We start from the raw sequence: 19,280 nt of genomic DNA, 5'->3' as shown, positions 1-19,280 counted from the left end.
AGACCAGGGGTACGGGACCGGACCGAGCGGTTCCGCCCCGGAGGGGCCTGGAGTGGTTACCCCCCGGACGGTCCCGGAGTGGTCTCGCCCCGGCGGGTCCCGGAGCGGTTCCGCCCCGGAGGGGCCCGGAGTGGTTACCCCCCGGACGGTCCTGGAGTGGTCTCGCCCCGGCCGGTCCCGGAGGGGTTACGTCGTGGGCCGTTCCCGGGGCTGCCGGTTCAGCGGGCGCCCGCCCACGTGCGCCGTGCCCAGTCCGCGAAGGAGGTCCAGCGGACCTCCGGGTGGGCGGCGTGCAGGGCGGGGATGTCGACGCGGTAGCCGGGTCCGTTCAGGAACGCCCACATCGCGTGCATGTCCGGATTGCCGATCGCCGCCAGCGGGACCTGCTCGTGCCGGACCTCCCGACCGATCGCCGCGCCGAGCGCGGCGGCCATCTGGGAGGGAGTGGGCGCGTCGCCGGCCAGCTCGATGCGCCGCCCGGTGTAGGGGGCGGGGTCGAGGAGCACCTCCGCCGCGAACGCGCCGAGGTCCGGTCGGGCGAGCTGCTGCAACGGCCGGTCGGGGGGCAGCGGCAGATCGAGGACGCCCTCCAGGATGCGGTCCGCACCACCCAGCGCGTTGTCGAAGAAGTAGGTCGGCCCCAGGATCGTGTACGGCACGTCTCCGGCCGTGAGCTCCGCCTCGATGCGCGCCTTGCTCTCGAAATGCGGCACCCCGCTGTCCTGGTCGGCCCCCGCCACGGAGCTGAACACGAGATGCGGAACGCGCTTTTCCGCCGCGGCGGCGAGGATGGCCCGCCCCTGGTCCACCTCCGCGTCGACTCCGGCCTCGAAGGGAGTGGTGAACGCGAAGACACCCGCCACCCCGCTCATCGCCGAGGCCAGCGACGCGCGGTCGCTCAGTGATCCCGCCACCACCTCGACGCCCCGCTCGGCCAGTTCCCGGGCGGACCCCCGGCCCGGGTCACGCACCAGCGCCCGGACCCGCGCCCGGCGTGCCAGCAGCGCGTCGGTCACCGCCCCGCCCTGCCCGCCGGTCGCCGCGAGCACCAGAACCGGTTGGTCGGTCATCGAAGATCTCCCTCTTTCCTGTGCGGTGTGGGCGCCGCCCGGAGCGCGCCGCCCCTGGCCACCTTCCACCCCGCCCCGCCGTACCCGGCGTCACGGCGCGCGGGTGGCCGAGACCGTCCCCGATGCGGACGACCTCGGCCGGCTGGAGGGGGGTGAGCCAGTGGAAGGCCTCGCCCATGAAGCGTGCGCCCTTCCGCCCGGGCCGGTGCGTCCGCCGTCGAGCACGCCCTGGCGGACGGCCGCCGCGGCCGGCGCCCCGCCGAACCGCGGTGCCCGGCCGGGCTGTGCCTCTCCGGGCCGAGTCCGCGCAGGATCACGGCGCGGGAGGCGGGGCGGGCGAGGGTGCGCCGTCAGCGGGATCGGTGACGGACGCGCCGCCCGTTGCGTCGTGGGCGGTCCCCGCCGGGCTCAGGAGCGGACGAGCGGGGTGTCCACGAGGTGTTCGGCCAGGAACCAGGCCTGCAGTTCGCCGGTGCGGATGATCTGCGACACCAGCAGGTCGTTGGTGCCGTCGTCACCCAGCTCGGCGGTGCGGGCGGCAGCGTCGTGGGCCTCGGTCAGGATGGTCTCGTGGGCCTCCAGCAGCCGCGAGAGCATCGCCGGGACCTCCTCCACGCCGTCCGGCGGGCGCGGGATCGACGTGATCTCGGCGACGTGCCGTGGGTCGCCCACCGCGACGCCGCCCAGGGTCTGGACGCGCTCGGCGAGGGTGTCGACCAGTTCCAGCTGCTCGCCGGCGTGCTTGTCCAGGAGGAGGTGCAACTGGTAGAAGGTCGCGCCCCGCATGATCCAGTGGTGCTTCTTGTAGAGGCCGTACAGGATCTGGGTGTCGGCCAGCACCTTGTTCAGGCGCTGGCAGGAGTACATGCGCGCCTCGTAGGACAGGGCGATGGGGAACTGCTTGACGGTTCCGAACTCCTGGATGACCGCGCCCTTCTGGTGCAGCCAGGGCTGGCTGCTCGGGGGCTGGGTTCCGGTGGTCATGACGTGCCTCCTGCGGATGGCGTGCTTGCGTACGAGGTCGACGCTAGGTGCCGAACCGGGAGGCGCGTTGCCCGGGAGCGCACGCGTTGGTGCTCGTCAGCGCACCGGGTGGTGCGTCGGGCGGGTCACTCGCTGCCCGCCGTGAGCTGTTCCACGACATGGTCGAGATCGATGTGGCGGTGCTCGGTGCCCGGCGGCACCAGCACCTCGGTGCGGTGCAGGAAGGCCGTGACGGAGGCGCTCGCCAGTTCCAGGAGTGCCGATCCGGCGCGCGTCCTGAGCAGGACGCGGATCGAGTCGGGCCGGCCCTGGCGCCGCGGGTAGACCACCACGTCCCCGGACCCGGTGGGCCGGCGCAGCCCCTGGGCGAGGAGCGACCGGGCGAAGACCCACTCGACGCAGAGCGCGGAGGGGGCGCCAAGGGACAGGCACACGGCGTAGGGATCGGCCGCGGAGTACCGGAGTTCGGCCGGGACCGGTATCGGCAGTTCGTCGGCCACGGTGACGCGGACGCTGGTCTTGCATACGATCGGGTCCTCGTCCGCGGCCCCGGCAGGATCGTTTCTCATGCCGTCCCCCTGTCTGCGACGGTTCGGTTCGGTGTGGCGGCCCGCGCTCTGACGGACCGAGGTGTGATGACGGTACGGCGGGTCCGGGGGAGTGGCTTGCCGACGAGCGCACGGGTTGTTGTCCGAAGAAGAAGCACCTTGGCGTGGGCCGTGCGTCCGGCACCCTGACGGGTTCGCGGGGACGCTCGGCGCCCTGTCCGTCTGGCGCGCGGGCCGGTCCGGCCGGATGATGGTTGAATGTAGAACAATTATGGGTGGAGAGGTGATTTCCGATGAGCAATGTCGAGACGGAGCCCGTCGAAGTGCGCTGCGGGACCGAGGCCGACGCCGGGCCGCCGGCCGGGACGCCACGGGTCGAGGTGCTGACCCCGCGTGACGTGCCCCTGGGCGGCCCGCGCGCGATGACCGTGCGGCGCACACTGCCGCAGCGCGCCCGGACCCTGATCGGTGCCTGGTGCTTCGCCGACCACTACGGCCCCGACGACGTCGCCGAGACCGGCGGCATGGACGTCGCCCCGCACCCGCACACCGGGCTGCAGACCGTGAGCTGGCTCTTCAGCGGGGAGATCGAGCACCGCGACAGCCTGGGCAGCCACGCCCTCGTACGGCCCGGCGAGCTCAACCTCATGACCAGCGGGTACGGCATCAGCCACTCCGAGGTCTCCACCCCGCGCACCACCGTCCTGCACGGCGTCCAGCTCTGGGTGGCGCTGCCGGAGGAGCACCGCGCCACCGCGCGGGACTTCCGGCACCACGTCCCCGAGCCCGTACGGACCGACGGCGCCGAGATCCGGGTCTTCCTCGGCTCCCTCGCCGGCAGCACCTCCCCGGTGCCTGCGTTCACACCCCTGCTCGGCGCCGAGATCGTCCTGGAACCACGCGCGGCCGTCACGCTCGCCGTGGACCCCGGCTACGAGCACGGTCTCCTGGTCGACCAGGGCGCCGTCCGCCTCGCCGACGTCCTGCTGAAGCCGGCCGAGCTGGGCTATGTCCACCCCGGGCCCGGCACGCTGACCCTGACCAACGAGTCGGACGACATCGCGCGGACGGTGCTCCTCGGCGGAACACCCTTCGACGAGGAGATCGTCATGTGGTGGAATTTCATCGGCCGGAGCCACGAGGACATCGTCAGGGCGCGCGAGGACTGGCAGAACTCCTCCGATCGCTTCGGCGCCGTCGAAGGATATCCGGGAGACCGTCTTCCCGCCCCCGTCCTGCCGAATGCCACCATCACTCCGCGCAGGAATCCGCCGCGTCACTGACGCCATCCGAAAGGCACCTGATGAGCCAGCCTTCCGCCACCCCGGTCGTCGAGCGTGTGGACGCCAGGAATCGCTACGAAATACTCGTCGACGGCAAGCGCGCCGGGCTGACCGCCTACCGCGACCGCGACGCGCAGCGCGTCTTCTACCACACCGAGATCGACGACGCCTTCGCGGGACAGGGCCTGGCCTCCCGGCTCGTCCAGGAGGCGCTCACCGACGTACGGGAATCCGGGAAGCGGATCGTGCCCGTCTGCCCGTACGTGGCCAAGTTCCTCAAGCGGCACGAGGAGTTCGCCGACCTCGTCGACCCCGTGACGCCCGACGTCCTGCGGTGGCTGGAGACCGAACTGGGCTGACCGCCACCCCCCGGCCGCCCGCCGTCCAGGGACGGCGGCCGGCTGTCCGGGCAGCGCACCACCTCTGATCCCACAGCGCACACCGCCCGTGTTCCCCTCGCCCCGCGGCCGCCTCCGCGGTTAGTGTCCAGGCAGTCGAATTCCATCGGCGTGGCGTTCCCCGCGAACGGCCACGCAGCGACGGGCCGGATATCCCGCACGCACTCGCTGCCGGATACGGCCGTCGCCCGGTCAATTCCCGCCCCCCACACGAACGAGGTGTTGTTGTGGAGCGATGGACAAGGCGCGAGGACGAACGGCTGCTCACCGGGAAAGGCCGGTATGTCGCCGATATTCACGTGCCGGGATGCCTGGACGCCGCATTCGTGAGAAGCAAGGTCGCCCACGGCTCGCTGCGGAGCGTGGACTGCGCCGCGGCGCGCGACGTGCCCGGTGTCGTGGGCGCCTGGTCGGCCGCGGACCTGCCGGACCTGCCACCGGTTCCGCACACCCTGCTCGCCCGGCTGTCGACGCAGGAAGCGGTCGCGGGCCGGGAGTGGCCGGCGCTCGTCAAGGACCGGGTGCGCTATCCGGGCGAGGCGCTGGCGGTCGTCCTCGGCGAGGACCGCTACCGGGCCGAGGACGGGGCCGCCGAGGTCACCACCGTGGTCGATCCGCTGCCCGCGGTGGTGACACCGTCCGCGGCACTGGACGACTCGGTCCGCCTGTTCGACGGCCTCAGCAACACCGCCCTGCGGGGCGAGGCCGGCGCCCCCGTCGACCCGGCCGTCTGGCAGGACGCCGCCGCCGTGGTCGAGGCCACCTACCGGCAGCAGTTGCTCATGCCCAGCCCCATGGAGTGCCGCACGATCCTCGCCGTGCCCGAGGGGGACCGGCTGACCGTGTGGTCGGGGCACCAGATGCCGCACCGGCTGCGCCGCGAACTCGCCACGCTGCTCGGCTGGTCCGCCGACCGGATCCGGGTCGTCGTCCCCGACACCGGAGGCGCCTTCGGCTCCAAGAGCGCCGCCTTCCCCGAGTTCGTGGTCGTCGCCTACCTGGCCGTCACGCTCGGCCGGCCGGTGCGCTGGATCGAGGACCGCCTGGAGTCCATGCTCGTCGCCACCCGCGGCCGGGGCCAGGACCAGACCGTCCGGCTCGCCGCCGACGCCGAAGGGCACCTGCTGGCCTACGAGTTGACGATCAACGCGGACGTCGGCGCCTATCCGCACCTCGGCGTGGGACTGCCCATGCAGACGGCCTGGATGGCGCCCGGCGCGTACACCACCCCACACGTCCACGCGACCCTGCGCTCGGTGCTCACCAACACCATGGTGACCTACCCCTACCGCGGCGCCGGACGCCCCGAGGCCGCCATCGCCATCGAGCGCACCATGGACCTGCTCGCCCGGCGGCTCGGCATCGACCCGGTCGAACTGCGGCGGCGCAACTTCATCCCGCCCGACGCCTTTCCGTACGACACACCCACCGGCCGCCGCTACGACAGCGGGAACTACGCCGCCGCGCTGGACCTCGCGCTCCAGACGGTCGGCTACGAGGAGTGGCGCGCGGAACAGGCCCGCCGCCGCAGCGACCCGGACGCGCTGCCGCTCGGCATCGGCGTCTCCTGCTACGTGGAACGCTCGGGCGGCGAACCCGGCGGACTGCACGAGTTCGGCAGCCTGGAGGTCCACGAGGACGGCACCGTCACCGCCCGCTGCGGCGCCGCCCCCAGCGGCCAGGGGCACGAGACGGTCTTCCCTGCGCTCGTGGCCAAGACCCTCGGCATCCCCGAGGCGCGGGTCCGTCTCGTCGAGGGCGACACGGACGAACAGCCCGAAGGGCTGGGCTCGTTCGCCAGCCGGTCGGCACAGGTCGACGGCGCGATGCTCCAGCAGGCGGCCGATCTCCTGATCGAGCAGGCCCGCCGGCGGGCGGCGCGGCTGTGGGACCTGCCGGACGAAGAGGTGGCGTGGGCCGACGGCACCGTCCACGCGGCCTCCGGCGGTTCGGCCGTCCTGGACCTGGGCGAACTGGTCAAGACGACCGGGCCGCTCCGTGTCGAGCACCGCTACGAGGCCGGCATGGCCTTCCCCTTCGGCGCGCACGTCGCCGTGACGGAGGTGGACCCCGACCTCGGCACCGTGAACGTGCTGCGGCTCGTGGCCGTGGACGACTGCGGAGTGGTCCTCAACCCCACCGTGGTGCACGGACAGGCGTACGGATCCGCCGTACAGGGCATCGGCCAGGCCCTCTACGAAGGCATGACGTTCGACGCGGACGGCGTGCCGCACCTGGCGAGCGGATTCCTGGACTACCTGCTGCCCACCTACACGGAGATCCCGCCCATCGAGATCAAGGACACCTGCACCCCCAGCCCCAGCACCCCGCTGGGCGCCAAGGGAGCGGGGGAGTCGGGCTGCATCGGCACCCCGGCCGCCATCGTCAACGCCGTGGCCGACGCCCTGCGGATCGCCGATCCCGACCTGCTCCAGATGCCGCTCACGCCGGACAGCGTCTGGCGGGCGGCCCGCGCCCCGAAGCACGAGGAAGGTGTCCGGTGAAACCCGCGTCCTTCGACTACGTCGTGCCCCGCACGGTCGCCGAGGCCGTCCAGGCACTCGGTGACACCGACCGCACGGCCCAGGTGCTCGCCGGCGGACAGAGCCTGATCCTGGAGATGCACCTGCAACGCATCCGGCCCCAGCTCGTCGTCGACATCAACCGCGTCCCGGAACTCGACGGCATGCGCGTCGACGGCGACGAACTGCGCGTCGGCGCCCTCGTCCGGCACGCGGCGTTCGAGTCGGCCGACGCCGTCCCCGGGCCGCTCGGCACCCTGCTGTCCCGGGCCGTCGTCAACATCGCCCACCCGCCCATCCGTTCCCGGGGCACCATGGCCGGCAGCTTCGGCTGGGCCCACCCGGCCTCGGAGTGGTGCGCCATCGGCGTCGCCCTCGACGCCACCGTCGAGGTCACCGGCCCCGACGGCGCCCGCTCCATCCCGGCGCGGGACTACTTCCTCGGCCCGTTCCGCACCGCACGCCGGCCGCAGGAGCTGATCACCGCCGTACGCCTGCCGCTGCTCGGCGGGAACACCGGCGTCGGCTTCATCGAACACCGCCGCACGCACTTCTGCTTCGCCCAGGTCGCGGTCGCGGCGGCCCTCACCGTGACGGACGGCGTGATCAGCGACGCACGCATCGGACTGGTCAACTCCGCCGACCGCCCCCTCCGCGCCCGCGCCGCCGAACAGGCGCTGATCGGCGCCGACTTCGCCTCGCTCCCCGAGGGTCCCCGGCTCCCCGACGGCCATCCGTTCGCCCGCGCGGGCCGGGCCGCCGCCCAGGAGGACGCCGCACCCCTCGCCGAACCGTACGCCGACGCGGAGTACAAGCGGCAGGCCATCGCCGTCCTGGTCGGCAGGACCCTCACCGAGGCGGCGACCGACCTGCGCTCGCGTCCCGCCCCACGACAGGGAGACTCCCGATGAAGATCACGCTCACCGTGAACGGCACCGCGCACGCCCTCGACGTCGAACCCCGCCGCCTGCTCGCCGACGTCCTCCGCGACGACCTGGGCCTCACCGGCACCCACCTGGGCTGCGAGCACGGCATCTGCGGGGCGTGCAGCGTGCTCATGGACGGCGAGGCGGTCCGCGCCTGCCTGGTGCTGGCCGTACAGTGCGACGGCCGCTCGATCCGCACGGTGGAGGGCCTCGCCGGGCCCGACGGCGAACCCCACCCGCTGCAACGGGCGTTCTCCGCCGAGCACGCGCTGCAGTGCGGATTCTGCACCCCCGGCTTCCTCATGGTGGCCGCCGGAGCGCTCGACGCCGACCCCGACCTCGCCGACAAGCCCGACGCCATCGAGGGCGTCGTCGGCTCCAACATCTGCCGGTGCACCGGCTACGAACCCATCCGGCGCGCCATCGCCCGCGCGGCCCGGGAACAGCGGGAGACCACGGCCTGACACGCCGGCCCCGCACGCGCCCCCCACGCGGGGCGGTCCAAGGACCGACCGAGGAGACACACATGAACGGTGACATCCGCGCCGGAGTGATCGACGTGCACGCCCACTGGCTGCCCCGCGACCTGCTCCCCCTGCCGCCCGGGAACCCGCTCGGCGGCATGAACGACCGCGACGGCGAACTCTTCCTGGGTGACGTCCCGCTGTCGTTCCCGACCAGCGCGATGACCGACATCGACACCATCGTCGCCGACACCCTGAAGGCCGGACTCGGCGCGCGCGTCATCTCCGCGCCCCCCTTCGCCTTCCCCGTGCACGCCCCCGCCGAGGCCGACGACTACGTCGCCGCGTACAACGAACAGCTCGCCGACGCCGTCTCCCGCACCGAGGGCAGGCTCGTCGGACTCGGACTGGTCCGGCTGGACGACGCCGACGCCGCCCGCAGGGAACTGACCCGGCTCGCCGCCGCCGACGGCATCGCGGGCATCGCGGTCCCGCCCGTGGTCGACGGCCGCTCCTACGACCGGGGCGTCCCCCGGCGGATCCTCGGCATCGCCGCCGAACTGGGCCTGTCCGTCCTGGTCCATCCGATGCAGCTGCCGCGCGCCGAATGGGACCACCACTACCTGGTCAACCTCATCGGCAACCCGGTGGAGAGCACGACCGCCGTGGCCGGGGTCCTGCTCGGCGGCGTCCTGGAGGAATTCCCCGGCCTGCGGATCTGCTTCGTCCACGGCGGCGGCTGCGCGCCCGCCCTGCTGGGCCGGTGGGGACACGGCTGGCGCACCCGCGACGACGTGCGCCGCGGCAGCGGCCGGCCCCCGGCGGAGTCCTTCGGCCTGCTCTACTTCGACACGATCACCCACGACCCCGAGGTCCTCGCGCTGCTGCGGGCCCACGCCTCACCCGACCGGATCGTGTGCGGCAGCGACTACCCCTTCGACATGGCACAGCCCGACCCGGTCGGCTTCCCGTTGGCACACGGCATCGACGCCGCGACGCTGGAAGCGAACGGCCGCCGGTTCCTCGGGCTGACCACGGCGAACCACGGCTGACGGCAGATCGGAGAGATCCCATGCGAGACCTGGCGCCCCGCCTGCTGGAGTGGCAGTCCGCCGGAGCCCGCTGCGCCCTCGCGAGCGTCGTCGCCGTCCGCGGCAGCGCACCCATGCGCGCCGGAGCGGCCCTCTGCGTCCACGAGGACGGCACGGCCCTCGGCAGTGTGTCGGGAGGCTGCGTCGAAGGCTCCGTCTACGACCTGGCCCGTGAGGTGCTGGAATCGGGGGAGGCGCGGTGCGTGTCCTTCGGGTACGCCGACGACGACGCGTTCGCGGTGGGGCTGATGTGCGGAGGCGAGATCGACGTCCTCGTCCAGGCCGTGGACGACGCCATGGCCCGGGTCCTCGCCGCCGCCCACCTGGCCGCGGCGGCGCGACGCCCGGTCGTCGTGGCGCGCGTGCTGCCGGGACCCGACGCGGGCGCGGGCGCCGGCTCCGTCGCCGTGTGGCAGGACGGCCACCTGGGCAGCACCGGCGACCCCGTCCTGGACCTGGCCGTCCTCGCCGACGCCCGCCGCATGCTCGACCGGGACGGCACCGCCGTACGGACGTACGAGGCCGGTGCGTCACGGTCGTACGAGGGCGGAACGGAGCGGCCGTACGACGCCGGCGTGTCCCGTTCCCACGACGCCGGCGTGCCGGGCGGGCCGCGGGCCCCGCGCGTGCTGTTCGAGGCATGGGCCCCGCCGCCCCGGCTGCTGGTCTTCGGCGCCAACGCCCACGCCGCCGCGGTGAGCCGGATCGGTGCCCTCCTCGGCTACCACGTCACGGTCTGCGACGCCCGGACCGCCTTCACCACACCCGAACGCTTCCCGGAAGCCGACGAGGTCGTGGTCGACTGGCCCCACCGGTACCTGGCGGCCACGGAGACCGACCACCGGACCGTGGTGTGCGTGATGACGCACGACCCGAAGTTCGACGTCCCCGTCCTCGCCGAAGCCCTGGACCGGCCCCTGGCCTACGTCGGAGCGCTCGGCTCGCGCCGTGTCCAGGCACGCAGACGGGAGGACCTCGCCGCGGCCGGCGTGTCGCCCGACGTCGTCGCGCGGTTGCGCGCGCCCCTCGGCCTCGACCTGGGCGCGTCGACACCCGAGGAGACCGCCGTGTCCTTCGCCGCGGAACTCATCGCCGTCCGCTCCGGCCGCACCGCCCACCCGCTCTCCCTGCTGGACGGGCCCATCCACCCGACCACGACAACGGACCGTCCCGGCACCGCCGGCGCCCGGTGCGCTGCCGGAACCGACCCCGTGCGCGGACGGACAACCGCGGCGCTCGGCGCTCACTAGCGTGGGCCGGGCGCGAGGCAGGCCCTCCGTGCCCCCGCCCGGAGGGTCGTGCCGCAAGGCCCGAACCCGAGGAGTGCCATGGCCAAGCAGACCATCGCCGAACAATACGTCGACCTCATGGCGCGCGCCGGTGTGCGCCGCATGTACGGCGTGGTCGGAGACAGCCTGAATCCCGTCGTCGACGCGGTCCGGCGGCACGCCGACGTCGAGTGGATACAGGTCCGCCACGAGGAGGTCGCGGCGTTCGCCGCCGGAGCGGAGGCCCAGCTCACCGGGAGGCTCGCCGCGTGCGCGGGATCCTGCGGGCCCGGCAACCTGCACCTGATCAACGGCCTGTACGACGCCCACCGCTCGATGGCGCCCGTGCTGGCGCTGGCCGCCCACATACCCAGCGGCGAGATCGGCACCGGCTACTTCCAGGAGACCCACCCCGACCGGCTGTTCGCCGAGTGCAGCCACTACTCCGAGCTGATCTCCTCCCCGCGTCAGATGCCCCGCGTGGTGCAGACGGCCATCCAGCACGCCGTCGGCCGGCGCGGGGTGTCGGTCGTCGCCCTCTCCGGTGACACCGCCGCCGAGGACTCCCCGGACGCGTCACCCGAACTCGCCATGCCCCTGGACCTGCCCGCCATCCGCCCCAGCGACCAGGAGATCGCCCGGCTCACCGAACTGGTGGACGGCGCCGAACGCGTCATGGTCTTCTGCGGCCGGGGCGTCGCCGGAGCCCACGCCGAGGTGATGGAGTTCGCCGGGAAGGTCAAGGCCCCGGTCGGCCACGCGCTGCGCGGCAAGGAACACATCCAGTACGAAAACCCGTACGACGTCGGCATGAGCGGACTGCTCGGCTACGGCGCCGCCTACGAGGCCATGCACGAGTGCGACCTGCTCATCCTCCTCGGCACCGACTTCCCGTACACCGAGTTCCTGCCGCGCCACGTGCGCACCGTCCAGGTCGACGTGCAGCCCGAGCGGCTCGGCCGGCGCACCCAACTCGACTTCGCCGTCTGGGGAGACGTGCGCGAGACCCTGCGCTGCCTGACGCCCGCGGTGCGGGAGAAGCAGTCGCGCCGGTTCCTCGACCGGATGCTGGAGCGGCACGCGCACGCCCTCGAAGGCGCCGTCAGCGCCTACACGCGCGACGTCGACCGGCACACCCCCATCCACCCCGAGTACGTGGCCTCGGTGCTCGACGAAGAGGCCGCCGACGACGCCGTGTTCACCGTCGACACCGGCATGTGCTGTGTGTGGGCGGCGCGTTACCTCACGCCCAACGGCCGCCGCCGCATCCTCGGCTCCTTCGTGCACGGCTCCATGGCCAACGCGCTGCCCCAGGCCATCGGCGCCCAGTTCCTCGACCGTGGCCGGCAGGTCGTCTCGCTCTCCGGCGACGGCGGGTTCTCCATGCTCATGGGCGACTTCCTCACGCTCGTCCAGTACGACCTTCCGGTCAAGGTGGTCGTCTTCAACAACTCCTCCCTCGGCATGGTCGACCTGGAGATGATGGTCGACGGCCTGCCCCCGCACGGCACGAGCTACCCGCGCGCCGACTACGCCGCCATCGCCACGGCCGCCGGAGCGCGCGGCATCCGGGTGGAGAAGCCCGGCCAGGTCCGGGACGCGTTGCGCGAGGCGTTCGCCCACGACGGGCCCGCGCTGGTGGACGTCGTGACCGACCCGGCCGCGCTGGCCGTGCCGCCGAAGATCACCACCGAACAGCTCACCGGCTTCGCCCTGTCCGCGAGCCGGACCGTCCTGAGCGGAGGCGTCGGCCGCATGGTCCACCTGGCCCGGGCCAACCTCCGCAACATCCCCCGCCCCTGACCCGGCACGCCCCTACCCGGCGGGCGCGGGGCCGGACCCGGCCGGTACGGCCGGCCCCGCCACGGTGTCGAAGGCATGGGTCACCTCGGGCACCGTCCCCGGCGCGAGCAGCTCACGGGCCTGCTCCTCGCGCCGGCGGTCGGTGTCCGTCCACCGGACGTGGTGCTGGGCCCGGTGTTCCGCCCAGGAGCCGACCAGGTAGTTCTCGACGAAGCGCGCCGGGTCGTTGCCGTCCTGGTAGAGACCCCAGGACAGGGCTCCCGTACGGCGCCGGGAACGGGCGACCTGGCGCATGCGGACCGTGAACGCGGCCCGGTTCCCGGCGGGGACGCGGTAGACGACGGAGACCAGGACCGGGCCGTCGGCCTCCCCGGGCTCGAACACCAGGGGAGGGGCCGGCCAGTGGTCGGACGGCGTGGGGTCGATGCCCGCCGCGTCGTACAGCGGCCACCGGCGCACACTGGCCGCGCTGAGCACCATCACCGCACCGGCGATCAGCAGGCACTCGCTGAGCCCCACCCAGTCCGCGACCGCGCCCCACAGCGGTGCCGCGAGCGCCTGACCGCCCTGGAAGACCAGCAGGTACACCGCGAGGCCACGCGCCCTGACCCAGCCGGGCAGCCGCGTCTGCACGGCCGCGTTGAGCGTGGACAGCACCCCGATCCAGGCGAGTCCCGCCGGCAGCAGGGCGATGGTGACCAGCCAGGGTGTGCGGACCGTCGCCAGCACGGCCAGCACGCCGGCGAAGACCAGGGCGCCGGCGGCGAGCGTGCCGTTGGCACCCAGCAGGGCACGGACGCGCGGCAGCGCGAACGCCCCCGCCACGGCCCCCACGCCCACCGCCGCCAGCAGGAGCCCGTAACCGCCCGAGCCGAGGCCGAGGGAACTGCTCGCGGTCAGCGGCAGCAGCGCCCACAGCGCGGCACCGCCGGGGATGAACAGGAGCGTGCGCAGCAGCACCCGGCGGACGCCGGGCGCGTTCCACACATAGCGGCGGCCGGCGTACAGGGCCGCCAGCAGCCCGTCGTTCCCGGGGAGGTCGGCGGTTGCCGGCTCCGGGCGCCGCCACGCCACGAGGACAGCCGCGATGCCCAGGTAGGAAGCCGCGTTGAAGGCGAAGACCCAGCCCGCGCCCGCCGCCGCGACCACCGCCCCGCCGAGCGCCGGACCGACGGCACGGGCCAGGTTCACGTTCACCGCGCCCAGCGCCGCGGCCTGACCGAGGCGCCGGCGTTCCACCAGTTCCGGTTGGATCGCCTGCCACGCCGGGCCCATCAGCGCGGTGCCGCACCCGAGCAGGAACGTGAGCACGAGCAGCACCGCAGGCGTCAGGGCGTCCAGGAACGCCAGCACGGCCAGCACACCGGACACGGCGAGCATCGCGAACTGCGCGGCCAGCAGCACCGAGCGCCGGTCGAAGCGGTCGGCGACCACACCGGCGGGCAGGGCCAACAGGACCACGGGAAGGCCGGCGGCGGTCTGCACGAGCGTCACCAGCGCGGCGCCGTGCCCGACCAGCAGCCACTGCGCGCCCACGGTCTGCATCCAGCTGCCGATGTTCGAGACCAGCTGGGCGATCCACAGGGCCCGGAAGACGCGCGCCGCGAGCGGGGCCCAGGGGGAGTCGGTCGCGGTGGGCGGGGAGGCTGAAGACGTGGTGCTCATGCCCGGACAGTAGGGGCCGCCGTCCCCGGGCTATTGACCGTGAGCGCATGGGGTGTGACCCGGCAGCGCAGCCCCCGGTCACTGTCTTGTCACTCTTTTCGCACATCCACCCGCCTACGCTCCGGGCGAAGCGGAGCCCGGTCCGGATTCCCCGGAAACGGCCGCTTCACACACGGCAACGGTTCGGAGGCAAGGGCGGTTCATGTCCCGCACAGCAACGTCCCTGATCGACAGGCGCACGGTCGGTACGTCCACGGCCGGCACGTCACCGGGCAGCAGGGTATGGCGGATGCCCATGGGGCTGGACATCGTGATCCGGGACGCGGTACCCGCACGCCTGCCCCGGGAGGGGGCGCCGGGCGTGCCGCCGGGCCCCGCGGCACGTACCCGGCGGCTGACCGCCCGGGAGAGCGGCGAGTACCTCTTCGTGGGGCTGCGCGGCACCGTCGGCGCCCTGCTCGCGCGGCAGCCCGCCACGGACACGGTCCTCGGCCCCGGCGACATCTGCTTCTACGACGTGCACCAGCCCCCGGTGCTGGACTTCCCGCGGCATGTCCGCCTGAAGGTGTTCCTGCTCCCGGGGCAACTGCTCGGGCTGGCCCGGTCGGACGTGCCCCGCCTCGCACACGCGCCGGTGCCCCTGACGTCCCGGCTGGGCGCCCTGGTCTCACCGTTCCTGTCCGACTTCGCCGACACGACGGCGGTGGCCCGGTCCGCGGTCGGCGACATGCTCGCCTGGAACGCCGTGAGCCTGCTGTCCACCCTGGCCGGCGAGCATCTGGCCGACCAGGCGCGGGGACCGGGGCAGGACACCCGGGCGCCGCTGATGTCGGACGTCCTGGACTTCATCGACCTGCGGCTCGGTGACACGGACCTGTCTCCGGAGACGATCGCCCGCGCCCACCACATCTCCGTCCGCTACCTGCACAAGCTGTTCCGGGAGGAGGGCACGACGGTCGGCCGGCTGATCCAGCGCCGGCGGCTGGCCGAGTGCCGGCGTGTCCTCACCCTGCGTTCCGCGGAGCACCTGACCATCGCGGCTGTCGCGCACCGCTGGGGCTTCGCCAGCCCCACCCACTTCAGCCGCGTGTTCCGTGCCACCTACGGGATGTCGCCCAGCGAATGGCGGCAGTTCGCCGGGCGGGGCGACCGGGAGGCCGGAGGGTGAACCCGTCCGGACGGACGGCTTCGGTCCCAGTGGAGGGCGTCCGTCCGGACCGAGGGCTTCGGTCCCAGTGGAGGGCGTCCGTCCGGACCGAGGGCTTCCGTTCCGGTGAACGGCTTCCGTCCGGACCCTGGCTCGTCGTCAGGACGGCGGCCGGGTCCAGGCAGCACCATCCGCGGACAGGCGGTGGGTCACCACGGAGGTGACCGCCAGGAGCAGCAGGGACAGTCCCAGGGTGAGCACCAGGTGCCCGTGCAGGACGAGTTCCGCGCCGACGAGGGCGCCGAGCAGCATGGCCAGCACGGACAGGATCCGGCGGCCGGGCCTCGGTGCCGCACCGCCCGCCGGCGGCGAGTCCGCGGCCAGACCGGTGAGGGTGAGTGTCAGTACGGTCGTGGTGAGGTCCGGCACGCCGAGGCGCCGGGCGACCGCGTTCTGCAGGCCCATGGCGAGCCCGAGGCACACGATGAGCGTGTACTCGACGCCGGTGGTGACCCGGCCGTCGGTCACCGCCGTGACGACGAGGGCGACGGCGACCAGCACCGTCTGTGCGGCGGTGGCCGTCTTCAGCAGGTTCCCGCGGTGCCCCGCGAACCGGGTCCCCAGCCGGCCACCGGTCAGCGCGCCGGCGAGGAAGGCCGCCAGCGCGACGACGGAGGCGAGCACGGACAGGGTCTGGGCACCTGCCAGGGCGAAGCCCAGGAACACCACGTTGCCCGTCATGTTGGCGACGAAGACGTGGCCGAGCGCCAGATAGCTCACCGCGTCGACCAGACCGGTGACCACGGTCAGCGTCAGCATCAGGGGAGGCAGGGGGCCGTGCCGGTCGCCCTTCGGCGGGACCAGCGTGTGGGCCGCGTCAGTCAGCAGGCTGCGCATGGGTCTTTCCTTCCGGTACCAGCGGCGGGCGGTGCAGCACCAGCCGGGTCAGCAGCCCGCTCGCCGGGCCGATCACTATCGTGGCGACCGCGACCCACACCGGCCACGTGACGCCGAGGGCGTGGTCGAGGGACCACGCGCCGGGCCCCGTGAGGGCCAGCGCCGCGGAGACGATCACGAGGACCAGCGGGTACTCGTAGCCGTCGTTCTGCACCCAGAGGCCCTTGGGCCACTTGACGGTGCCCGCGACCGTCATCACGCCCATGGCGGCCATCGCCGCCAGGGGCGTGAGCAGACCGGCGGTCAGGAACAGGCCGGCCCCGATCTGGCTGGTGCCCGCGACGACCGCGGTCAGCCGGCCCCCACGGAACCCGTCGTGCCGGAACTCCTCGGTTCCGCCCGCCAACCCGTGGCCCCCGAGCCGGAAGCTCACCTTCTGCACTCCGTGGCCGGTGATGAGGAGTCCCGCCACCACCCGGAGGACCAGCAGTCCCGCGTCCATCTCTTCCTGCCTGTCCTGACTCGGTCCTTGATCGCTGTGCTGGGGGAGGGATCAGCCGGCCGCGTGGCCGCCGATGAAGGTCTGGGCGTACACCAGGCCGAGACCGTAGGTGCCGCCGTGCTCCTTCACGACCTCCGTCACCGGCACGTACGTCTCGCCGCGGGCCCAGTCACGCTGGAGCTCCAGCAGCACCTGCACCCAGGTGACCGGCACGGCGCCGCCCTGGATCATGCGCTGGACGGCGTGCTCGTGGGCCTGCGGGCTGACACCGCCGGACGCGTCCGTGACGACGTACACCTCGTAGCCCTGGGCGATGGCGGAGAGCACCGGCAGGACGACGCAGACCTCGGTCCACAGACCGGCGATGACGAGCTTCTTGCGGCCGGTCGCCTTGACGGCCTCGACGAACGCGGTGTCCTCCCAGGCGTTCATCGTGGTGCGGTCGACGATCTTCTGGTCCGGGAACACGTCCGCGAGCTGCGGCAGGATCGGACCCGAGAAGGACTCGGCGGCCACGGTGCTCAGCACGACCGGCACGTCGAACACCTTGGCGGCCTTGGCCAGGCCCAGGGTGGAGTTGATGATCGCGGTCCGGTCGCCGCTGCCGGTGCCGAAGAACATCTGCGGCTGGTGGTCCACGAACAGGACCGCGCAGTTGTCGGGGGTCAGCAGGTCGGGGCTGGGGGACGCGGTGACCTGGGCGATGTCGACCATGAGAGTGCCTTTCCATTCATCGGTAGCGGCGCGGACGGGCGCCCGCGCCGGACAACGACCGTCCTGGGGACGGGGTCTGTGGGTGCCGACCGGCGGGGACCGCTCAGAGGGCGAAGCAGGGATCGAACGGCATGTCGGCGGCGCCGGGGGCCAGGCCGCGCCGCGCGCGCCAGGCGCGGTGCTGCCCCGACTCCGCGACGGCCTCACCGAGGGCCTCGGCCTGGCGCACACCGGCCGGCCGGGACGCCTGGTAGCCGCCGAAGTGCGCCACCGGGCTCCACGCGGGGGTGACGGGCGGCAGTTCCTCGTCCAGCCCCTCGTACTCCCGGGCGGCGTAGACGATCCGGCCGCCGGTGACCGTGAGCAGCGACTCGATGTGCGCGATCTCCGGCTCCGGCACGGTGAAGTAGTCGTCGGACAGCACCGCGAGGTCCGCGTAACACCCCGGTCGCAGCACGCCCTTGACCTGCTGCTCGCCGGTGAGTTCGGCGCCGGCGACGGTGAACATCCGCAGTGCGGTCTCCCGGTCGACACGGTTGCCGGGGGAGCGGAGCACCAGGTCGCCGATGTCCCGCCCGCTCACCAGCCAGTGCAGGGCGACCCACGGGTTGTAGGAGGACACCCGGGTGGCGTCCGTGCCGGCCGCCACGGTCAGTCCGCGGTCCAGCATGGCCCGGATGGGCGGCGCGTCCGCGGCGGCACCGGGGCCGTAGCGGCGCAGGAACGCCTCACCCTGGAAGTACAGCCGGTTCTGGACGGACATGGCGCCGCCGAGCGCGGCGACACGGTCGAGGCTCTGTGCCGAGACCGTCTCCGCGTGGTCGAACAACCACCGGTTCCCCGCGGGGAAGAGCCCCTCGGCGGCCAGCTTCTCGAAGACCGCCAGATCCCGGCGGATGGTCTCGTCGTACGTGGCGTGCAGCCTGAACCCCCAGCCGTTCTCCATGAGGAGACGTACGGCCTTCTCGAACTCGCCCTCGTAGTCGCCGAGTTCCGGGCGTGGCTGGCTGAAGTTCTCGAAGTCCGCCGCCGCCCAGGTGAGGTTCTCACCCGCGCCGTTGAGACGCAGCCACGCGTCCCCGTCCTCCGGGCGGGCCATCTCGATCCAGCGGGTGAGGTCGGCTATCTCCTGGCCCGCGGTCTGCGGGAAGAGGTGATAGGCGATGCGCAGCGACAGCTGACCGGCCTTCGCCAGCTCGACGACGGTGCTGTAGTTCTCGGGGAAGTTCTGGAAACCGCCGGCGGCGTCGATCGCCGAGGTCAGGCCGAACCGGTTGAGCTCGCGCAGGAAGTGACGGGTCGACACCTTCCTGTCCTCGCCCTCCAGAACCGGCGCCTTGGCCAGCGTGGAGTAGAGGACGAGGGCGCTCGGCGCGGCCAGCAGCATGCCGGTCGGTTCCCCGTCCCGGCCGCGGACGATCTGTCCGCCCCTCGGCTCGGGCGTGTCCTTGGCGAACCCGGCGGCCCGCAGCGCCGCCCGGTTGAGGACGGCCGACTGGTACAGGTGCAGTACGAACACCGGGGTGTCGGGGGCGGCGGCGTTCAGCTCGGCCACGGTCGGCAGCCGCCGCTCGGCGAACTGGTCGGCCGACCAGCCTCCGACCACCCGCACCCACTGGCCCTTCGGCGTCCGCGCGGCCTGTTCCCGCAGCATCGCCAGGGCCTGACGCAGCGTCCGGACCCCGTCCCAGCGAAGCTCCAGGACGTAGTTGAGGCCGCCCCGGATCACGTGCAGATGGGCGTCGTTGAGTCCCGGGATCATCCGCCGGCCGAGCGCGTCCACCACCTTCGTGGCGGGACCGACGTGCGGGGCGACGTCCTTGTCGTCACCGACGACCGTGATGACACCGCCTCGCACCGCGAGCGCCTCGGCACGCGGGCGGCGCGGGTCCCCCGTATGGATGCTGGCGTTGCGGACGACCAGCTCCGCGGCATCGTCGATGGCCTGGGGAACCAGCCCGCCGACCGGCATGACAGACACGTGTGCGAGACCTCCTC

At 73.1% G+C, this 19,280-nt stretch carries 17 protein-coding genes; 9 read left to right on the top strand and 8 right to left on the bottom strand.

Annotation, left to right across the window (positions count from 1 at the left end):
• Positions 1-218 precede the first annotated feature (218 nt).
• From ACH4LD_RS30655 to ACH4LD_RS30645, 3 genes are all read right to left on the bottom strand, one after another.
• Positions 219-1,070, bottom strand: coding sequence for an NmrA/HSCARG family protein (locus ACH4LD_RS30655; RefSeq protein WP_398057535.1), 852 nt, complete (start codon positions 1,068-1,070; stop codon positions 219-221).
• A gap of 408 nt (positions 1,071-1,478) precedes the next feature.
• Entirely contained in the window at positions 1,479-2,054 is a 576-nt protein-coding gene (locus ACH4LD_RS30650; protein ID WP_030640487.1) for a Dps family protein, read from the bottom strand.
• 125 nt (positions 2,055-2,179) lie between these two features.
• Positions 2,180-2,623 (bottom strand): SsgA family sporulation/cell division regulator, encoded by a 444-nt coding sequence (locus ACH4LD_RS30645; RefSeq protein WP_132785875.1) that lies wholly within the window; start codon positions 2,621-2,623, stop codon positions 2,180-2,182.
• Positions 2,624-2,895: 272 nt separating this feature from the next.
• On the opposite strand from ACH4LD_RS30645, the gene ACH4LD_RS30640 reads away from it, so the two are divergent.
• The 8 genes from ACH4LD_RS30640 to ACH4LD_RS30605 all read left to right on the top strand — a co-directional run bounded on the left by ACH4LD_RS30640 (position 2,896) and on the right by ACH4LD_RS30605 (position 12,357).
• A complete protein-coding gene (locus ACH4LD_RS30640) occupies positions 2,896-3,885 on the top strand; it encodes a pirin family protein (protein WP_398057537.1) in 990 nt (329 codons plus the stop codon).
• Positions 3,886-3,905: 20 nt separating this feature from the next.
• Positions 3,906-4,244: a GNAT family N-acetyltransferase gene (locus tag ACH4LD_RS30635; protein WP_365788296.1), complete on the top strand. Its 339-nt coding sequence runs from the start codon at positions 3,906-3,908 to the stop codon at positions 4,242-4,244.
• Between the two features lie 365 nt (positions 4,245-4,609).
• A complete protein-coding gene (locus tag ACH4LD_RS30630; protein WP_398057539.1) occupies positions 4,610-6,787 on the top strand; it encodes a xanthine dehydrogenase family protein molybdopterin-binding subunit in 2,178 nt (725 codons plus the stop codon).
• Positions 6,784-7,716, top strand: a complete 933-nt coding sequence (locus ACH4LD_RS30625) for an FAD binding domain-containing protein (RefSeq protein WP_398057540.1) — start codon at positions 6,784-6,786, stop codon at positions 7,714-7,716. The genes ACH4LD_RS30630 and ACH4LD_RS30625 overlap by 4 nt, the downstream gene beginning before the upstream one ends.
• Complete coding sequence (locus tag ACH4LD_RS30620; RefSeq protein ID WP_398057541.1) at positions 7,713-8,195, top strand: (2Fe-2S)-binding protein; 483 nt, start codon at positions 7,713-7,715, stop codon at positions 8,193-8,195. Before ACH4LD_RS30625 ends, ACH4LD_RS30620 begins: the two co-directional genes overlap by 4 nt.
• A gap of 62 nt (positions 8,196-8,257) precedes the next feature.
• Complete coding sequence (locus ACH4LD_RS30615; protein ID WP_398057543.1) at positions 8,258-9,247, top strand: amidohydrolase family protein; 990 nt, start codon at positions 8,258-8,260, stop codon at positions 9,245-9,247.
• 20 nt (positions 9,248-9,267) lie between these two features.
• Positions 9,268-10,536 carry an XdhC family protein gene (locus ACH4LD_RS30610; protein WP_398057544.1) on the top strand — a complete coding sequence of 423 codons (1,269 nt, stop codon included), beginning with the start codon at positions 9,268-9,270 and terminating at the stop codon, positions 10,534-10,536.
• 78 nt (positions 10,537-10,614) lie between these two features.
• A complete protein-coding gene (locus ACH4LD_RS30605; RefSeq protein ID WP_398057546.1) occupies positions 10,615-12,357 on the top strand; it encodes a pyruvate dehydrogenase in 1,743 nt (580 codons plus the stop codon).
• 12 nt (positions 12,358-12,369) lie between these two features.
• On the opposite strand, the gene ACH4LD_RS30600 is transcribed toward ACH4LD_RS30605, so the two are convergent.
• Positions 12,370-14,022, bottom strand: a complete 1,653-nt coding sequence (locus tag ACH4LD_RS30600) for an MFS transporter (protein ID WP_398057547.1) — start codon at positions 14,020-14,022, stop codon at positions 12,370-12,372.
• 202 nt (positions 14,023-14,224) lie between these two features.
• On the opposite strand from ACH4LD_RS30600, the gene ACH4LD_RS30595 reads away from it, so the two are divergent.
• The gene (locus ACH4LD_RS30595; RefSeq protein ID WP_398057549.1) at positions 14,225-15,190 is read left to right on the top strand and encodes an AraC family transcriptional regulator; all 966 of its coding nucleotides are present in this window, start codon (positions 14,225-14,227) and stop codon (positions 15,188-15,190) included.
• A gap of 138 nt (positions 15,191-15,328) precedes the next feature.
• Here ACH4LD_RS30595 and ACH4LD_RS30590 read toward each other — a convergent pair whose 3' ends face one another.
• The 4 genes from ACH4LD_RS30590 to ACH4LD_RS30575 form a co-directional block, all read right to left on the bottom strand.
• Complete coding sequence (locus ACH4LD_RS30590) at positions 15,329-16,066, bottom strand: YoaK family protein (protein WP_132785886.1); 738 nt, start codon at positions 16,064-16,066, stop codon at positions 15,329-15,331.
• Positions 16,047-16,568, bottom strand: a complete 522-nt coding sequence (locus ACH4LD_RS30585) for a DoxX family protein (RefSeq protein WP_398057550.1) — start codon at positions 16,566-16,568, stop codon at positions 16,047-16,049. Before ACH4LD_RS30585 ends, ACH4LD_RS30590 begins: the two co-directional genes overlap by 20 nt.
• A gap of 51 nt (positions 16,569-16,619) precedes the next feature.
• Positions 16,620-17,282, bottom strand: coding sequence for a hydrolase (locus ACH4LD_RS30580; RefSeq protein ID WP_132785888.1), 663 nt, complete (start codon positions 17,280-17,282; stop codon positions 16,620-16,622).
• 103 nt (positions 17,283-17,385) lie between these two features.
• Positions 17,386-19,254, bottom strand: coding sequence for an amidohydrolase (locus ACH4LD_RS30575; protein ID WP_398057575.1), 1,869 nt, complete (start codon positions 19,252-19,254; stop codon positions 17,386-17,388).
• Positions 19,255-19,280 lie beyond the last annotated feature (26 nt).

The organism is Streptomyces sp. NPDC017676 (assembly GCF_044329325.1).
In the GTDB taxonomy this organism is placed as follows: domain Bacteria; phylum Actinomycetota; class Actinomycetes; order Streptomycetales; family Streptomycetaceae; genus Streptomyces.
This window is presented reverse-complemented; position numbering and strand designations above follow the sequence as displayed.